This is a genomic window from Micromonospora sp. NPDC005087 (genome assembly GCF_042872965.1).
Taxonomy (GTDB): domain Bacteria; phylum Actinomycetota; class Actinomycetes; order Mycobacteriales; family Micromonosporaceae; genus Micromonospora.
In genome coordinates this window covers 166,608-183,423 of record NZ_JBIALB010000004.1, presented here as the reverse complement: position 1 = coordinate 183,423, position 16,816 = coordinate 166,608, and the positions used below count along the sequence as shown (strand labels likewise).

15 protein-coding genes are annotated in these 16,816 nt (G+C 71.9%); 6 read left to right on the top strand and 9 right to left on the bottom strand.

Annotation, left to right across the window (positions count from 1 at the left end; translation table 11 throughout):
* Positions 1-20: 20 nt before the first annotated feature.
* From ACFYPS_RS11900 to ACFYPS_RS11890, 3 genes are all read right to left on the bottom strand, one after another.
* Entirely contained in the window at positions 21-1,079 is a 1,059-nt protein-coding gene (locus ACFYPS_RS11900; RefSeq protein WP_354963461.1) for a type III polyketide synthase, read from the bottom strand.
* Positions 1,080-1,165: 86 nt separating this feature from the next.
* Positions 1,166-2,335, bottom strand: coding sequence for an acyl-CoA dehydrogenase family protein (locus ACFYPS_RS11895; protein ID WP_354963460.1), 1,170 nt, complete (start codon positions 2,333-2,335; stop codon positions 1,166-1,168).
* A 42-nt stretch (positions 2,336-2,377) separates the two neighbouring features.
* Positions 2,378-3,151: a methyltransferase domain-containing protein gene (locus tag ACFYPS_RS11890; protein ID WP_354963459.1), complete on the bottom strand. Its 774-nt coding sequence runs from the start codon at positions 3,149-3,151 to the stop codon at positions 2,378-2,380.
* Positions 3,152-3,197: 46 nt separating this feature from the next.
* Between ACFYPS_RS11890 and ACFYPS_RS11885 the strand changes: the two genes are divergently transcribed.
* The 4 genes from ACFYPS_RS11885 to disA all read left to right on the top strand — a co-directional run bounded on the left by ACFYPS_RS11885 (position 3,198) and on the right by disA (position 7,793).
* Positions 3,198-4,037: a UbiA family prenyltransferase gene (locus ACFYPS_RS11885; RefSeq protein WP_354963458.1), complete on the top strand. Its 840-nt coding sequence runs from the start codon at positions 3,198-3,200 to the stop codon at positions 4,035-4,037.
* Positions 4,038-4,177: 140 nt separating this feature from the next.
* Positions 4,178-4,936 carry a hypothetical protein gene (locus tag ACFYPS_RS11880; protein WP_354963457.1) on the top strand — a complete coding sequence of 253 codons (759 nt, stop codon included), beginning with the start codon at positions 4,178-4,180 and terminating at the stop codon, positions 4,934-4,936.
* Positions 4,937-5,019: 83 nt separating this feature from the next.
* The gene (gene radA, locus ACFYPS_RS11875; protein WP_354963456.1) at positions 5,020-6,477 is read left to right on the top strand and encodes a DNA repair protein RadA; all 1,458 of its coding nucleotides are present in this window, start codon (positions 5,020-5,022) and stop codon (positions 6,475-6,477) included.
* Between the two features lie 131 nt (positions 6,478-6,608).
* The gene (disA, locus tag ACFYPS_RS11870) at positions 6,609-7,793 is read left to right on the top strand and encodes a DNA integrity scanning diadenylate cyclase DisA (RefSeq protein WP_089021854.1); all 1,185 of its coding nucleotides are present in this window, start codon (positions 6,609-6,611) and stop codon (positions 7,791-7,793) included.
* 6 nt (positions 7,794-7,799) lie between these two features.
* On the opposite strand, the gene ACFYPS_RS11865 is transcribed toward disA, so the two are convergent.
* The 3 genes from ACFYPS_RS11865 to ACFYPS_RS11855 all read right to left on the bottom strand — a co-directional run bounded on the left by ACFYPS_RS11865 (position 7,800) and on the right by ACFYPS_RS11855 (position 9,740).
* The gene (locus ACFYPS_RS11865) at positions 7,800-8,516 is read right to left on the bottom strand and encodes a hypothetical protein (RefSeq protein WP_354963455.1); all 717 of its coding nucleotides are present in this window, start codon (positions 8,514-8,516) and stop codon (positions 7,800-7,802) included.
* 118 nt (positions 8,517-8,634) lie between these two features.
* Positions 8,635-9,231, bottom strand: coding sequence for a peptide deformylase (locus ACFYPS_RS11860; RefSeq protein WP_354963454.1), 597 nt, complete (start codon positions 9,229-9,231; stop codon positions 8,635-8,637).
* Positions 9,228-9,740, bottom strand: coding sequence for an ACT domain-containing protein (locus ACFYPS_RS11855; RefSeq protein WP_354963453.1), 513 nt, complete (start codon positions 9,738-9,740; stop codon positions 9,228-9,230). The genes ACFYPS_RS11860 and ACFYPS_RS11855 overlap by 4 nt, the downstream gene beginning before the upstream one ends.
* Positions 9,741-9,836: 96 nt before the next feature.
* Here ACFYPS_RS11855 and ACFYPS_RS11850 point away from each other — a divergent pair, with 96 nt between their 5' ends.
* Positions 9,837-10,733, top strand: a complete 897-nt coding sequence (locus tag ACFYPS_RS11850; protein ID WP_387324271.1) for an A/G-specific adenine glycosylase — start codon at positions 9,837-9,839, stop codon at positions 10,731-10,733.
* Positions 10,734-10,972: 239 nt separating this feature from the next.
* On the opposite strand, the gene ACFYPS_RS11845 is transcribed toward ACFYPS_RS11850, so the two are convergent.
* The 3 genes from ACFYPS_RS11845 to lysS all read right to left on the bottom strand — a co-directional run bounded on the left by ACFYPS_RS11845 (position 10,973) and on the right by lysS (position 15,983).
* Positions 10,973-13,504: an ATP-dependent Clp protease ATP-binding subunit gene (locus ACFYPS_RS11845; protein ID WP_354963451.1), complete on the bottom strand. Its 2,532-nt coding sequence runs from the start codon at positions 13,502-13,504 to the stop codon at positions 10,973-10,975.
* 514 nt (positions 13,505-14,018) lie between these two features.
* Positions 14,019-14,363, bottom strand: a complete 345-nt coding sequence (locus ACFYPS_RS11840; protein ID WP_074318984.1) for an Lsr2 family protein — start codon at positions 14,361-14,363, stop codon at positions 14,019-14,021.
* Positions 14,364-14,474: 111 nt separating this feature from the next.
* A complete protein-coding gene (gene lysS / locus ACFYPS_RS11835; protein WP_387324267.1) occupies positions 14,475-15,983 on the bottom strand; it encodes a lysine--tRNA ligase in 1,509 nt (502 codons plus the stop codon).
* 88 nt (positions 15,984-16,071) lie between these two features.
* Here lysS and ACFYPS_RS11830 point away from each other — a divergent pair, with 88 nt between their 5' ends.
* Complete coding sequence (locus ACFYPS_RS11830; protein ID WP_387324265.1) at positions 16,072-16,812, top strand: class I SAM-dependent methyltransferase; 741 nt, start codon at positions 16,072-16,074, stop codon at positions 16,810-16,812.
* Positions 16,813-16,816 lie beyond the last annotated feature (4 nt).

Below are 16,816 nucleotides of genomic sequence, written 5' to 3'. Positions count from 1 at the left end.
CCGGCCGGGTCGCGCGGCGATCAGCCCTGTCGATCGAGCAGCACGGCGTACAGGGTGAGGCCGGGACCGAACGCCAGCATGACGATCCGCCGGGGCGCCGCCGTCGCGCGGCTCAGCCGATCGAGGATCAGCAGCACGGTCGGGGAGGAGCAGTTGCCGTGCTCGTCGAGCGTCGCCCGGGACGCCGCCAGCGCCTGCGGCGGGAGGGCCAGCTCCCGCTCGACCACGTTGAGGATGCGCGGCCCGCCCGGGTGCACCGCCCAGCCGTCCACCTCGGAGACCGTGGTGCCGTGCCGGGCCAGCAGGTCGTCGACCAGCCCACGGACGTGCCGGGAGAGCACCTGCGGCACCTTCGGCGACAACCCCATCCGGAAGCCCGCGTCGGTGACGTCCCACGTCATGTGGTCGGCGGTGGACGTGTCGGTGATCGAGGTGACCTCACGCATGACGTACCCCGGGCCGCCCGGCATCACCACGGCGGCGACCGCGGCGTCCGAGAAGAGCGCATGCGAGACGATCTGCTGGGTGTCCACCCGGGCGCTGGACGGCTGGATGTGCAGGCTCGTCAGCTCCGCGCAGAGCAGCAACGCTGGACGGCCCCGGGCGGTGACGAAGTCGCTCGCCGCGCCCAGCCCCGGCAGCGCCGCGTAACAGCCCATGTGACCGACGAACATCCGCTGGGTGTCCGGAGCCATGCCGAGATCCCGGGCGAGCAGGATGTCGAGCCCGGGGGTGGCGTACCCGGTGCAGGAACAGACGATGAACAGCCCGATGTCGCCGGCGCCCAGCCCGGCCGCGGTCAGCGCACGGCCGACCGCCTCCTTGCCCAGCGGCAGCGCCTCCACCTGGTAGCGGCGCATCCGGCGTTCGGTCGGCCAGTCCGAGACGTCCTCCAGCAGGGGATTGACCGCGGCCTGTCGGCGCGTCACCCCCGAGTTCGCGAAGATCCGCTGGGCCAACGACCGGGTGGTGCCGGAGAAGTGCCGGGAGAAGAAGCCCTCCCACAACTCGTCCTGCGAAGCGGACGGCGGCTGTGCCGTCCCGAGCCCCGCGATCACTGGTACGGCCACGATCCCCACCTCTCGTCCGACCCGATCCTCCCCCGACTCCTCCCCCCCGGCCATCCCGGCCAGCCGATCCCCCGCGCCGGTCCAGCCGCACCGGCTCACCAACGTGGGGCCGATCCGTCACGGTCCGGATCCCCGCCCAGCGCGGCAATACCGAGCCAGTCGGCGCAGACGTCCGACGTGGCCGGATGCAGCGAGCCGCAGCGGGCGTCCCGGTAGAGACGCTCCAACGGGTGGCCGCGCCGCGTCGCCGAGGTGCCCGCCGCCTCCAGCATCGACGCCGCCACCTCGGCGGCCGTGGTGCCGGCGAGCAGCTTCGCCCGCCACACCCAACGGTTGGTCTCCGCGTCACCCGGCGTCTCGTCCACCCGGCGGGCCGCCTCGGCCACCACCAGCTGGGCCGCCGCCGTGGCCGCGTCCGCCCGCCCCAACCGCGCGCGCACGGCCGGCAGACCGGCCAGGTTGCGGGCGTTGAGGTGCTCGGCCGCCGCGTCGATCGCCGCCCGGGCCACCCCCACGTAGACCGCCGCGTAGCTGGCCACCAACCAGTGCGGCATCAGCTGGGCGACCACCAGGGCGAGCCCCTCCACTCCGCCCAGCAGCCGGTCGGCCGGCACCGTGACGTCCAGGTGCAGGTCGTGCGACGAGGTGGCGCGCATGCCGAGCGCGTCCCAGGTCGGCTCGACGGTCAGGCCCTCCGGGCCGGCAGGCACCAGGAACTGGGAGACCACCGACTGGTCCGCGGTGCTGCGCGCGGCCACCAGGTAACCGTCGGCGTGCCCGGCGCCGGAGCAGAAGGTCTTGCTGCCCTTGAGGCGCCAGCCCGCATCGGTCGCCTCGTAGACCGTGCTCAGCTGGGAGAGCCGGGCCCCGGCGCCGCGCTCGCTCATCGCCACCGCGTACCAGGAGCCCTGCGCCGCGGCGGTGAGCAGCCGGTCCCGGGCGGCCAGCGCCTCGTCCGGCACGCCCAGCGCCTCGGCCAACTCCTCGGTGACCGCGCCCAACGCGCCGGTCACCGAGGCGTGCATGTTGAACACCAGGGCGGTCGCGCCGTTGCCTCGGGCAAGTTCGGTCGCCACCGCGGCGTACTCGGCGAAGCTGGCGCCCAGGCCACCCAACGACCGGGGCACCATCAACCCGAACAGGCCGGCCTCCCGCAGGTCACGGAAGTCCTCGACCGGAAAGGAGCCGTCCCGGTCGTGTTCCGCCGCCCGCGCGGCGAACCGCGGCGCCAACCGGCGGGCCGCCTCCAGCGCGTGCACCGTCATATTGCCCCCTTCTCGGCGTCCCTTACCCCCGCCACGGCCCGACTATCCGTTGCGGACCCCCCGGCCCTGGTATAGCACCGCGGTGGACCGGGTCGGCACGATGCGCGGAGCACGGCCGGTGGCCGCCGCACCGGGCCTCCGGGCGGCGCGGGCCCGCCGCAACAGCCAGGTGACCAGGCCACCGACCTGAGGTCGGATGCCGCGCAGCCGCAACACGACGCCATGCCGGGCGCACTCGGCCACCAGCGCCCGGGCATCCACGAACAACTGTGGATCGTGGATGCCGCGCGGCACGGTCGGCAGTCGCTCGGCGATGCGCACCGCGACCAGCCGGGCCAGTGCGGTGTCGTTCAGGGTGTCCAGCACCAGCAGCCCACCCGGGCGCAGCAGCCGGCACGCCTCGGCCACCGCGCGCGGCCAGGCCGGGACGTGTTCGAGCAGCTCACCTGCGGAAACCACGTCGGCGCAGCCATCGGCGAGCGGGACCGCGGTGACGTCGGCCTGGATCACGCGCACCCCGTGCCCGGCTGCCTGGACCAGCGCCGAGCGGGTCAGGTCGACCCCGACGTGCCGGTATCCCTTGCCAGCCAGGTGCGGCGCGAGCAGCCCGGCACCGCAGCCCAGGTCGACCAGGAGCGCGTCAGGGCGGGCAGCCGGTGGCACCAGTGCCGCGCGGGCCTCGGCGAGCCAGTGCAGCATCGCGAACGCGCCATCCGGCCGCCACCACTCACCGGCCAGATCGTCGTACTGGCGCGGATCGTTGCGCGGCAGCACCCGGGGGCCGGTGGACGCCGCGGCCGCAGCCACGTCTCGCATGGCTCCGAGCGTGGCACGACTGCTCGGTAACGACCAGACTTCCCTTATGTCGTCGAGGGTGTTAGGGCTGGTCAGGGCGAGCCATCCGGAACCGGCCGCGGCGGTGACCACAGTGGCGGGTCTGCTGGCCTGGGGAGTGGGGCACCGGCCGGCCGGAATCGCCTCGGTGGTGCTCGCGGTGCTGGCCAGCCAGCTCGCCGTGGGCTGGACCAACGACGCGCTGGACGCCGAACGGGACGCCACGGTGGGGCGTACCGACAAGCCGGTCGCCACCGGCGCGGTCGGCCGCCGCACCACGGCCTGGGCCGCGGCGGCGGCCGCGGTGGCCTGCCCGCTGCTGGCGCTGACCACGAACCCCACGGCGGCGTTCTGGCTCACCGTCGCCCTGGTCTCCGCGCTGCTCTACGACTGGCCGCTCAAGGCCACCGCGTTCTCGGTGCTGCCGTACGCGGTCTCCTTCGGCGCGCTGCCCGCCTTCGTGGTGCTGGGGCTGCCCGACGAGCCGACCCCGCCGGCCTGGCTGCTGGCGGCGGCCGCCTGCCTGGGTGCCGGGGCGCACTTCGCCAACGTCCTGCCTGACCTGGCCGACGACGCCCGCACCGGGGTGCGGGGCCTGCCGCACCGGTTGGGCCCAACCGGCAGCCGGGCCGCCGCGGCCGGGTTGCTCCTCGCGGCGACCGCGGCCCTGGTCCTCGGGCCGCCCGGGCCACCGTCGGTGATCGGGATGACGGCGGTGGGCGCGGCCGCCGTGGTGCCGGCGCTGGGCTGGTACGCCGGGCGCTCGGCGGTCCGGGCCGGCCGCCGGCCGGTGGCCGCCTTCCGGGCGGTGATGCTGGTGGCCCTCATCGACGTGGTCCTGCTGGTGGTGAGCGGTCGGGTGGTGTGACCGGCACCCGGGAAGGTGGCATTGCCCGGGTCCGCGTGCGGGCCTCGATCAGCTCCAACTACCCTGGAGCGCGGTCTGCGCGGGTATGGCCACCGTGCCCGGCGTACGGCCGGGTGGGGATCGTGACGAGGAGGACCGACGTGACGCGCTCGATCAGGGGATCCCGGCGGGCGGCCCTGTTGCTGTCCGGGATTGCGGTGACGACCAGCCTGCTGGCGTCCGGGTGCGGCGCCGGCCAGATCGCCGAGACCGCCAAGAAGGCGACGTCGGTCCAGGGCGTGAACCTCTCGTCCGGCAACGGCGTCTTCGCGGTGCGTGGCCTGCTGGTCGAGTACCCGGGCACCGAGGGCTACCGGGCTGGGCAGGACGCAACACTCAACGCCGTGATCTACAACGACTCGAAGGACACGGTGACGGTCACCGTCACCACCGAGAGCGCCCGCGAGGTCGTGATCAGCGGCGGCTCGGAGAGCCCGTCGCCGTCCGCCTCCGAGTCGGCCTCCGCCAGCCCGTCCGCCTCCGACTCCGGCTCGGCCAGCCCGTCGGCGACCCCGTCGGAGACCGGATCGTCCTCGGCCACCCCGTCCGCCCCGGAGTCCGCGCGGGCGTCCGGCTCGGCCAGCCCCTCCACTCCGGGTCAGCCCGCCCGGATCGAGCTGGCTCCGCTGAGCTACCTCCAGCTCAACTCCGAGGCCACCCAGCAGCTCCGGCTGATCGGCCTGACCGAGGCGCTGCGCTCCGGCCAGAACGTCGTCGTGACCTTCGACTTCGGTAACGGCAACACGCTCACCGGCCCCGCGCCGGTCGCGGTGCCGCTCACCCCGGCAGCGCCCCCCTCGCCGATCATCGAGCGCGAGGGCGGCTACGAGGGTGACGAGGGCGGCACGACCCACGGCTGACCCGAGCGACATCGACAAACGCCCCGGCGTGGTGACCACCACGCCGGGGTGTTTTCGTCGTACGCGAGGGCTAGCGTCCTGATGTGACCACCTCCCGATCGACCCCTCCGCGCGGCGGCACGGCCAGCGGCGCCCGCGGTCGGTCCACCGCCCGCGAGCCACGCCCGGCCTACGAGTGCGACGCCTGTGGCCACCAGCCGCCGAAGTGGGTGGGGCGCTGCCCGGAATGCGGCGAGTGGGGCTCGGTGGTCGAGTGCACGGTGACCGGCCCGACGGTCTCCGGTCGGGTGGTCAGCTCCCGGCTTCCCGCCGAGCCGGCCCGACCGATCGCCACCATCAGCGCCGCACCGGCCCGCGCCCGGCCCACCGGGGTGAGCGAGCTCGACCGGGTGCTCGGCGGCGGCCTGGTCCCGGGCGCGGTGGTGCTGCTCGCCGGCGAGCCGGGCGTGGGCAAGTCCACCCTGCTGCTGGACGTGGCGCAGCAGTGGGCCGTCGGCGCCGGCAGCCCGTCGCTCGTGGTCAGCGGCGAAGAGTCGGTCAGTCAGGTACGCCTCCGCGCCGAGCGGATGGGCACCCTGCACGACCAGCTCTACCTCGCGGCGGAGAGCGACCTGGCGGCGGTGCTCGGGCACCTCGACGCGGTCAAGCCGGGCCTGCTGGTGCTCGACTCGGTGCAGACCATCTCGACGACCGGCACCGAGGGGGTGCCCGGTGGGGTGACCCAGGTCCGGGCGGTCACCTCGGCGCTGGTCTCGGTCGCCAAGGAGCGGGGCATCGCCACGGTGCTGGTCGGGCACGTCACCAAGGACGGCCAGGTCGCCGGCCCCCGGGTGCTGGAGCACCTGGTCGACGTGGTGCTGCACTTCGAGGGCGACAAGCACTCGTCGCTGCGGCTCGTGCGCGGCGTCAAGAACCGGTTCGGCGCGGCCGACGAGGTCGGCTGCTTCGAGATGCACGAGGGCGGCATCAGCAGCCTCGCCGACCCGTCCGGGCTGTTCCTGACCCGTTACTCCGAGCCGGTGCCGGGCACCTGCGTGACGGTGGCGATGGAGGGGCGCCGCGCCCTGGTCACCGAGGTGCAGGCACTTATCGGCGCGACGGTCGCCGGCTCGCCCCGGCGTACGGTCTCCGGCCTCGACTCGGCCCGGCTGGCGATGGTGCTCGCGGTGCTGCAACGCCGCACCGAGCGGCTCACCCTGCACGACCGGGAGGTCTTCGCGGCCACCGTGGGCGGAATCCGCGTGGTGGAGCCGGCCGCCGACCTGGCGGTCGCGCTGGCGGTCGCGTCCGGCGGGCTCAACCTGGCCATCGCGCCGCACCTGGTGGCGATCGGCGAGGTGGGGCTGACCGGCGAGGTGCGCCGGGTCGGGGCGGTGCCGCGCCGGTTGGCCGAGGCGGCCCGGCTCGGGTTCAAGGTGGCCCTGGTCCCGCCCGGCTGCGGCCCGGCCAGCACCGGTGCCGGTCCCGAACAGATGCGGGTGACCGAGGTCACGGACGTCCGCTCGGCGTTGCACCATGCCGCTCGTGCGTCCGCCGAGTGACCCACCGTGTCGACGGGGACGGCGATACCGGACAGCACGCCGCAAGCGGGAAACGGCTGAAGGGGCGGCATCGTGACACATCACAGTAACCACGACAGCACCCACCGCACGGCAGTCCGTAGACTGTGCCCGTGCCGATCGACCGCGATACCACCAAGCCTGCCGGCGCGCCGCCCCACGCCCGCACCGGCGGCGTGGGCTCGCCCGCCCGCACGATCAGTGTCAGCGTGACCGCGGGAGCCGCCGGGAGCGCCGGGGACCCGCTGCGGGCGAACCTCGCCCTGATGGCACCCGGCACCGCGCTGCGGGACGGGTTAGAGCGCATTCTGCGCGGCCGCACCGGCGCGCTCATCGTGCTCGGCTACGACAAGGTCGTCGAGGGCCTGTGCACCGGCGGCTTCCCCCTGGACGTGGAGTTCTCCGCGACCCGGGTGCGGGAGCTCTGCAAGATGGATGGCGCGGTCGTGCTCTCCAGCGACGGCACCCGGATCGTCCGGGCGGCCGTGCACCTGATGCCCGACCCGTCCATCCCGACGGAGGAGTCCGGCACCCGGCACCGCACGGCCGAGCGGGTGGCCCGGCAGACCGGCTATCCGGTCATCTCGGTCAGCCAGTCGATGCGGATCATCAGCCTCTACGTCAACGGTCAGCGGCACGTGCTCGACGACTCGGCGGCCATCCTCTCCAGAGCCAACCAGGCGCTGGCCACCCTGGAGCGCTACAAGCTCCGGCTGGACGAGGTCTCCGGGACGCTCTCCGCTCTGGAGATCGAGGACCTGGTCACCGTGCGGGACGCGGTGGCGGTGGTGCAGCGACTGGAGATGGTCCGCCGGATCGCCGACGAGATCGCCGGCTACGTGGTCGAGCTGGGCACCGACGGCCGTCTGCTCGCCCTCCAGCTCGACGAGCTGATGGCCGGCGTGGACGCCGACCGGACGCTGGTCATCCGGGACTACCTCCCGGTCGGCCGCAAGTCCCGCACTCTGGACGAGGCGCTGGTCGAGCTGGACCTGCTCGGCGCCACCGAGCTGATCGACCTGGTGTCGGTGGCCAAGGCCATCGGTTACCCGGCCGCATCGGACGCGCTGGACGCCGCGGTCAGCCCTCGGGGCTTCCGGCTGCTGGCCAAGGTGCCCCGGCTGCCGGTGCCGGTGGTCGACCGGCTGGTGGTGCACTTCGGCAGCCTCCAGCGGCTGCTGGGCGCCACGGTGGAGGACCTGCAGGCAGTCGAGGGGGTCGGCGATGCCCGGGCCCGGGGTGTCCGCGAGGGGCTGTCCCGGCTCGCCGAGGCATCAATCCTGGAGCGGTACGTCTGACCCGGCTCAGCCGGTGACTGTGACCTTTACCGGCGCGCTGAGCTTGGTGCCGACCCGGGCGAACACCTGGTACGTCCCGACCGGCGGGAAGGGGCCGGCGGCCAGCCCACTGCCGTCGCAGCGGGTGGTGTCCCGCCCGTTCCAGCCCACCTCGTAGGAACGCTCGAAGTTCGGGGTGAAGGACTGCACGTCCGAACCCTTGACCTTGCCGCAGGTGTCCGACGACCACACCTTCTCGGCCCCGGACTTGATGAAGATCTCCTGAAGGTCGGCACCGACGTTCCGGCTGCACGTCCGGTCCGAGGTGTTCTTGATCTTGAGCTTCAGGTCGACGACCGCTCCGCGTTGAACGGAGGTGGGCCGTGCCACCGAGGTCACGCTGATCTCCGCATCGGTGCAGGTGCCGTCGTCCACCGACCCGGCAGCCGAGCCCGGTGGCGGGTCGTTGCTGGTGGTCTCCGGGCTCGGACTCCCGTTGTCAGGATCGTCGGACGCTGGCGGAGCGCCGGTCTGCGGGGTCAACACCGGCCCGCCGGGACCCGGGCTCGCGGCGGACGTCGGAGCAGACGTCGGCGTCTCCCCCGCCTGCGGCCGACCGTCGGAGCGACCCGAGCCGGTGCACGAGTAGAGCAGGACAATCAGGAAGAGAAGCCCCGCTCCGAGTACGACGGCGCGACGCCGCCAGTACACGGCGGGTGGCAGGGGGCCGACCGTCAGACGCATGATGCCTCCCACCGTAGCGGCGCTGCGCCCCCCAGCCCGCCGCGACGCGCCGGAGCGCCGCCGGCACCACCCGGTAACCGTCCACTGAGGACGACCTTGTCGATCGTCCGGCGCACCGTCAGAGGTAGACCTTGCGCTGATAGACGGCGTGTGCGCCGGCCACCCGGTCGAGGAAGAGCAGCCCGGCGCAGTGGTCGATCTCGTGCTGCAACGCGCGCGCCTCGAAGCCGTCGGTCACCAGACGGACCGGTTCCCCGCTGCCCGGCAGGTCGCCCTCCACCACCAACCGGCTGGCCCGCTTCACGTCCCCGGTCAGGTCCGGCACCGACATGCAGCCCTCCCGGCCTGGTTTCCACCGGGTCGCCTCGACCACCCGGGCGTTGCAGAGCACGAAGGTGCCGTGCACGGTGACGGCCTTCGGATGCCCGGTCACGTCGACGGCGAACACCCGGGCCGCCACCCCGATCTGCGGTGCGGCCAGGCCGACGCAACCCGGCGACACCCGCATGGTGGCGACGAGGTCGGCGGCCAACCGGACGGTGTCCCCCGCGGTTGGATCGACCTCGCCGCCGGCCCGGCTCAGCACCGGGTGCGGGGCCGACACCACCGCGCGCACCTCGCCCGGCTCGGCCAGCGACTCCGGCGTCCAGTCGCCCAGGCCGACGTACGTCCCGACGTTCCAGTCAGTGCCCGGGTCGCTCCGCTCGCCGGTCACAGCAGATCCGGATCCGCCGGCCGGAGGGTGACCTCGACCCCCAGCTCGGCAGCCGTCCGATGCAACCGGTCGGTCAGCCCGTCGGCGACGCCGGCCGGCAACTCCACCTCAGCCAGCACCACGTAGAGCGAGCCGGCCAACCGGGTACTCAGGTCGGTGACGTTCCCGCCGGCGTCCACCAGCACCCGGGTCATCGCCGCGACGATGCCCATCCGGTCCGACCCGTGCACCGCCATCACGTACGGCTCGCCCACCGGGGCCACCTCACCGTCCGGGATGACCGCGCGTACCGTCGCCAGAAGCTGACCCTCGGCGGCCAGCGGCGCCAGCGCCGCCTCGACCTCGGTGGCGGCCGGACCGGTGCAGATGAGGGTCATCGCGAAGTGCCCCCGCAACCGGGTCATCGTGCTGTCGGTGAGATTGGCGCCCAGTCGGGCCAGCACCTCGGCGACGTCGGCCACGATGCCCGGCCGGTCCCGACCGATGACGGTGATCGCGAGCTCGTTCATCCGGGCATTCTGCCCGATCCGTCGGCCGCCGCCGTGACACCCCGCCCGAGCCGCCCATCCAGCGGGAACGCGCCGCGTGACATCATCGACGGCGCGATGACTCAACCCGATTTCGCCACTCTGATCAGCCAGTGGTACCGACAGCACGCCCGTGACCTGCCGTGGCGCGAGCCCGGGGTCAGCCCGTGGGCCATTCTGGTCAGCGAGGTCATGCTCCAGCAGACGCCGGTGGTCCGGGTGGTCCCCGCCTGGCAGGCGTGGTTGGCCCGCTGGCCGGACCCGGCCGCGCTGGCGGCGGACAGCCCGGCCGAGGCGATCCGGATGTGGGGGCGCCTCGGCTACCCCCGCCGGGCGGTCCGGCTGCGGGAGTGCGCGGTCGCGATCGTGGACCGGCACGGCGGCCAGGTGCCGGACCGACTGGAGCAGCTTTTGGCGCTGCCCGGGGTCGGCACGTACACGGCGCGGGCGGTGGCCGCGTTCGCGTACGGGCAGCGGCACCCGGTGGTCGACACGAATGTGCGCCGGGTGGTCTGCCGGGCGGTGGCCGGCGAACCGGACGCGGGGGCGGCCACCCGGCCCGCCGACCTGGTCGCGACCGAGGAGCTGCTGCCCGCCGAGCCGGCCGCAGCGGCCCTGGCCAGCGCGGCGTTCATGGAGCTGGGCGCGGTGATCTGCACGGCCCGTTCACCGCGCTGCACGGCCTGCCCGGTCGAGTCGGTCTGCGGGTGGAGGGCCTCCGGGCAGGAGGCGCCGGCCGGACCCACACGCCGCCCCCAGCGGTACGCGGGCACCGACCGGCAGGTACGCGGGCTGCTGCTCGGGGTGCTCCGAGAGAACACCGGACCGGTGCCGCACCAGCGGCTGGACCAGGTCTGGACCGACGACGTGCAGCGCGCCCGGGCCCTGGCCGGCCTGGTTCAGGACGGGCTGGTGGAAGCGGTCGGGGCCGACTCCTTCCGCCTCGCCGGCGACGGCCCGTCCCTACCCGCCTGATCACCTCCGCCGACGCGGCCGGGGCGAGGTCGGCAACGAGCGCTATACCTCAGAGGCATATTCATACCTCTGAGGTATAGCGCCAAAGACAGTGACCGCCACCCGGTGGGGGCCGCATCGGACGGACACCAACCGCCGAGGGGTGGAAGCCGCGCACACGGCAAGGACACGGGGACAGCAAAAAAAGCGGGGCCCCGGTGGCTCGCGCCACCGGGGCCCCGCCCCTGATGCTGCTTGTGTTACTCGTCCGCGCCCGCGGCGGCGGTGCCACCGAGGTCGGCCGGCACGGCGTCCGGAACCTCCACCGGCTTCTCCGCGCCCCGGAACACGAGCTTGGACTTGTCGATGTCGTTCGGGTCGCCCTCGCAGTCCACCACAACGATCTGACCCGGGGTCAGCTCGTTGAACAGGATCCGCTCGGACAGGTTGTCCTCGATGTCGCGCTGGATTGTGCGACGCAGAGGACGGGCACCGAGCACCGGGTCGAAGCCCTTCAACGCCAGGTACTTCTTGGCGTTGTCGGTCAGCTCCAGACCCATGTCCTTGTTGCGCAGCTGCGTCTCGATCCGCTGGATCATGATGTCCACGATCGAGAGGATCTCGTTCTGGCGCAGCTGGTGGAAGACGATGGTGTCGTCGATCCGGTTGAGGAACTCAGGCCGGAAGTGCTGCTTGAGCTCGTCGTTGACCTTCTGCTTCATCCGGTCGTAGTTGGACTCGGAGTCCTCCGACGCCTGGAAGCCGAGCGACACCGCCTTGGCGACGTCCCTGGTGCCCAGGTTGGTGGTCAGGATGATGACCGTGTTCTTGAAGTCCACGATCCGACCCTGACCGTCGGTGAGCCGACCGTCCTCCAGGATCTGGAGCAGCGTGTTGAACACGTCCGGGTGGGCCTTCTCGATCTCGTCGAAGAGAACCACCGAGAACGGCCGACGCCGCACCTTCTCGGTCAGCTGCCCGCCCTCGTCGTAGCCGACGTAGCCGGGAGGGGCACCTACCAGCCGGGAGACCGTGTAGCGGTCGTGGAACTCGGACATGTCCAGCTGGATGAGGGCGTCCTCGCTGCCGAAGAGGAACTCGGCGAGCGCCTTGGACAGCTCGGTCTTACCGACACCGGACGGGCCGGCGAAGATGAACGAGCCCGACGGGCGCTTCGGGTCCTTCAGGCCGGCCCGGGTACGCCGGATCGCCTTCGAGACCGCCTTGACCGCGTCCTCCTGGCCGATGACGCGCTTGTGCAGCTCGTCCTCCATGCGCAGCAGGCGCGAGGTCTCCTCCTCGGTCAGCTTGTAGACCGGGATGCCGGTCCAGTTGCCCAGCACCTCGGCGATCTGCTCGTCGTCAACCTCGCTGACGACGTCCAGGTCACCGGCCTTCCACTCCTTCTCCCGCTGCGCCTTCTGGCCGAGGAGCTGCTTCTCCTTGTCGCGCAGCTGGGCGGCGCGCTCGAAGTCCTGCGCGTCGATCGCGGACTCCTTGTCGCGACGCACCTGGGCGATGCGCTCGTCGAAGTCGCGCAGGTCTGGCGGCGCGGTCATCCGGCGGATCCGCATCCGGGCACCGGCCTCGTCGATCAGGTCGATCGCCTTGTCCGGCAGGAAGCGGTCGGAGATGTATCGATCGGCCAGAGTCGCGGCCGCGACGAGGGCCGCGTCCGTGATCGAGACCCGGTGGTGCGCCTCGTAGCGGTCGCGCAGGCCCTTGAGGATCTCGATGGTGTGCGCCAGCGACGGCTCACCCACCTGGATCGGCTGGAACCGGCGCTCGAGCGCGGCGTCCTTCTCCAGGTGCTTGCGGTACTCGTCGAGCGTGGTGGCACCGATCGTCTGCAGCTCACCGCGGGCCAGCATCGGCTTGAGGATGCTCGCCGCGTCGATCGCGCCCTCGGCGGCACCCGCACCCACCAGGGTGTGGATCTCGTCGATGAACAGGATGATGTCGCCGCGGGTGCGGATCTCCTTGAGCACCTTCTTGAGGCGCTCCTCGAAGTCACCGCGGTAACGGGAACCGGCGACCAGCGCACCGAGGTCGAGCGTGTAGAGCTGCTTGTCCTTGAGCGTCTCGGGCACCTCGCCCTTGATGATCTTCTGGGACAGGCCCTCCACCACGGCGGTCTTACCGACGCCGGGCTCACCGATCAGGACCGGGTTGTTCTTGGTACGGCGGGAGAGCACCTGCATGACCCGCTCGATTTCCTTCTCGCGCCCGATGACCGGGTCGAGCTTGCCCTCACGGGCGGCCTGGGTCAGGTTGCGGCCGAACTGGTCCAGCACCAGGCTGGTCGACGGCGCGGCCTCACCCGGCGCGGCGCCCGCCGCGGCCGGCTCCTTGCCCTGGTAGCCGGAGAGCAGCTGGATCACCTGCTGGCGGACCCGGTTGAGGTCGGCGCCGAGCTTGACCAGCACCTGGGCGGCGACGCCCTCACCCTCGCGGATCAGACCGAGCAGGATGTGCTCCGTGCCGATGTAGTTGTGGCCGAGCTGCAGCGCCTCGCGCAGCGACAGCTCCAGCACCTTCTTGGCCCGCGGCGTGAACGGGATGTGCCCGCTCGGCGCCTGCTGACCCTGGCCGATGATCTCCTCGACCTGCTGGCGGACGCCCTCCAGGGAGATGCCGAGGCTCTCCAGGGCCTTTGCCGCGACGCCTTCACCTTCGTGGATCAGGCCCAGCAGGATGTGTTCCGTACCGATGTAGTTGTGGTTGAGCATCCGGGCCTCTTCTTGGGCCAGGACGACAACCCGTCGCGCTCGGTCGGTGAACCGCTCGAACATGCCCTCGTGCTCCTCACGTGCCGTGCGCCTTGATGGTCAAGATCTTGGCGGGGCCGGTGCACGAACGTCCGGGACGGGCGTCCGTGCCTCCTTACTCTATCGTCGCTGACCGACTCAGCTGAGGTCGTGTGTCTCGGGTACGGGTCGGTTCCACGTCGTTTTGCACAACCGTCCGCGCTCAGGAGGTGTTCCGGTACCCCTGTCGCTACGCGCAGAGCGAAATCCGACCGGCGCGACGGAAGCCCTCTCCCGGCTCCGGAGAGCTCCGGGGAGGGGGCCGGCGCTGGCGACGAACGCTGCGCCCGACCCTGGGGAGGGTTTTCCACAGGCTGTGGACAACTGCTCCACCGGTTGTGGACAACGTCGGTCGCGTGGGAATGCTTCCCGACCCTGGCTCGGCCTCCGGCCTCCGGCCCCGCGCCTGACGGGAATACGGCGACGCCGGCCCGGAGAATGCTCCGGCCCGGCGTCGGTGTCGCCCTGCGGCGGCCGCTGGCCACCAGACTGCTGAGGATCAGCGCTTCGCGTGGTACTCGTCGACGATCTCCTGCGGGATGCGCCCCCGGTCCGAGATGTCCTTGCCGGCCTTCTTGGCCCACTCCCGGATCGCCTTGTTCTGCTCCCGGTCGGCGGTCGCGCCGCCCCGGCCGCGGGCGGCCCGTCCTCCGATCACCACGCCGCCCCGGCCCACCTTGGTGCCGGCGCCCACGTAGGGAGCGAATACGTCGCGCAATTTCGCGGCGTTGGAACTCGACAGGTCGATCTCGTACTGAACGCCGTCGAGGGCGAACTTGACAGTCTCGTCCGCGTCCCCGCCGTCCAGGTCATCGACCAGCTTGTGAATGATCTGCTTGGCCACGTCCCACATTCCTTTCGAGCAGGGTGCTCCTGCTAACGAGAGCACAATAACCCCCGCGCCGCGCGCCCCGTCAATAGGATGCGGTATCGACGCGGCGCGAGGCGAGCCGGACTACTCCGGGCGGACCAACGGGAAGAGGATGGTTTCCCGAATTCCGAGCCCGGTCAGGGCCATCAACAGCCGGTCGATTCCCATTCCCATACCGCCGGCCGGCGGCATTCCGTACTCCATCGCCCGGAGAAAGTCCTCGTCGAGACGCATCGCCTCGTCGTCGCCACGGGCGGCGAGCTGCGCCTGGGCCACCAGCCGCTCCCGCTGCACCACCGGGTCGACCAGCTCCGAGTACGCGGTGCCCAGCTCGAACCCGAGCACGTAGAGGTCCCACTTCTCGGCCAGCCCCGGCTCGCTGCGGTGCGCACGGGTGAGCGGGCTGGTCTCCTCCGGGTAGTCCCGGATGAAGGTGGGCGCCTCCAGGCCGGGGACGACCAGCTCCTCGAACAGTTCCTCGGCCAGCTTGCCCGGGCCCCACTTCGGGTCCACGGCCAATCCCACCTTCTCCGCGTACTCCACGAGGCGGGACCGTTCGGTGCGGACCGTGACCTCCTCGCCAAGCGCCTCGGAAAGCACGCCGAACAGGGTCACCGACCGCCACTCACCGCCCAGGTCGAACTCCCGACCGTCGGCGTGGGTCACCACGGTCGAGCCGCTGACCGCGACCGCCGCCTGTTGCACGAGATTGCGGGTCAACTCGGCCATCGTGTCGTAGTCGCCGTACGCCTCGTACGTCTCCAGCATCGCGAACTCCGGTGAGTGCGAAGAGTCGACACCCTCATTACGGAAGTTGCGGTTGATCTCGAAGACACGGTCGACACCGCCGACCACCGCGCGCTTGAGAAACAGTTCCGGAGCGATTCGCAGATACAGGTCGGTGTTCAACGCATTGCTGTGGGTCACGAACGGTCGGGCCGCCGCGCCGCCGTGCAGCAGTTGCAACATCGGAGTTTCCACCTCGATGAAACCCTGCCCATGCAACGAATCGCGGATGCTGCGCACCGCCGCGGCCCGGGTACGGACCATCTGCCGGGCCTGCGGCCGGACGATCAGGTCGACGTAGCGCTGCCGGACCCGTGCCTCCTCGGAGAGGGGCTTGTGCGCCACTGGCAACGGCCGCAGCGCCTTGGCGGTCATGTCCCAACGGTCGGCCAGCACCGACAGCTCACCGCGGCGACTGGTGATCACCTCGCCGGCGACACCGACGTGGTCGCCGAGGTCGACCAGCCGCTTCCAGGCCTCCAGCCGCTCCGGCCCGACCCGGTCAAGCGAGAGCATCGCCTGCAACTCGGTGCCGTCGCCGTCGCGCAGCGTCGCGAAGCAGAGCTTGCCCGTGTTGCGTACGAAGATCACCCGTCCGGTTACCGAGACCTGGTCGCCGGTGGCGGTGTCGGTGGGCAGGTCGGCGTAGCGCCCACGGACCTCCGACAGGGTGGCGGTACGCGGGAATCCGACGGGGTAGGCCTCGATGCCGTCGGCGATCATCCGGTCCCGCTTCTCCCGGCGGACCTTCATCTGCTCGGGAAGGTCGTCGGCGGGGTCCACTGGCACGGCGTTCTGCTCGCTCACGGCACGCTTCCTCGTCACGGAGATACGGGGGGTCAGGCCCGAGCGTACTCAAGCCTCCTGGGGGTCGTTACCGGATAACCTGCGCCTCATGGTCGATCACACTCACGCCCTGTCCTTCGGTGCCGCGGCCAGCGACTATGACCGGTTTCGTCCCAGCTATCCCGTAGAGGCGGTGCGCTGGGCGCTCGACGGGCTGAGCGACGCCGCGCAGGTCGTCGACCTCGGGGCCGGCACCGGCATCCTGACCAGGGTCGTACGGGCACTCGGCCACCGGGTGCTGCCGGTGGAGCCCGACCCCGGCATGCGGGCCCAACTGGACTCCGCCACCCCCGACGTCACGGCCCTGGCCGGCAGCGCCGAGTCGATGCCGCTACCGGACGGCAGCGCCGACGCGGTGGTGGTCGGCCAGGCCTACCACTGGTTCGACAAGGAGCGCGCGCACGCCGAGGTCGCCCGCGTGCTGCGGCCGGGCGGGACGTTCGCCCCGATCTGGAACACCCGGGACGATCGCGTCGACTGGGTGGCCGAGCTGGGCCGGATCGCCCACATGGGCGACCACACCACCGACCTGACCGAGTCGGTGACCGACCTCGGCCCGGCCTTCGACGCGGTGGAGCTGGGCGTGTTCGAGCACCACACCACCCTCACCCCCGACGAAGTGGTCGGGATGAGTCACACCCGCTCCCACTACCTGACGGCGGATCGCCAGCAGCGGGCGACCGTCGACCGGGAGCTGCGGCAGCTACTCGCCGGCCATCCGGACCTGGCCGGACGGGAGAGCGTCGAGCTGCCGTACCGGACCGTGGTCTTCCGCGCCCGACGGCGCTGAACCC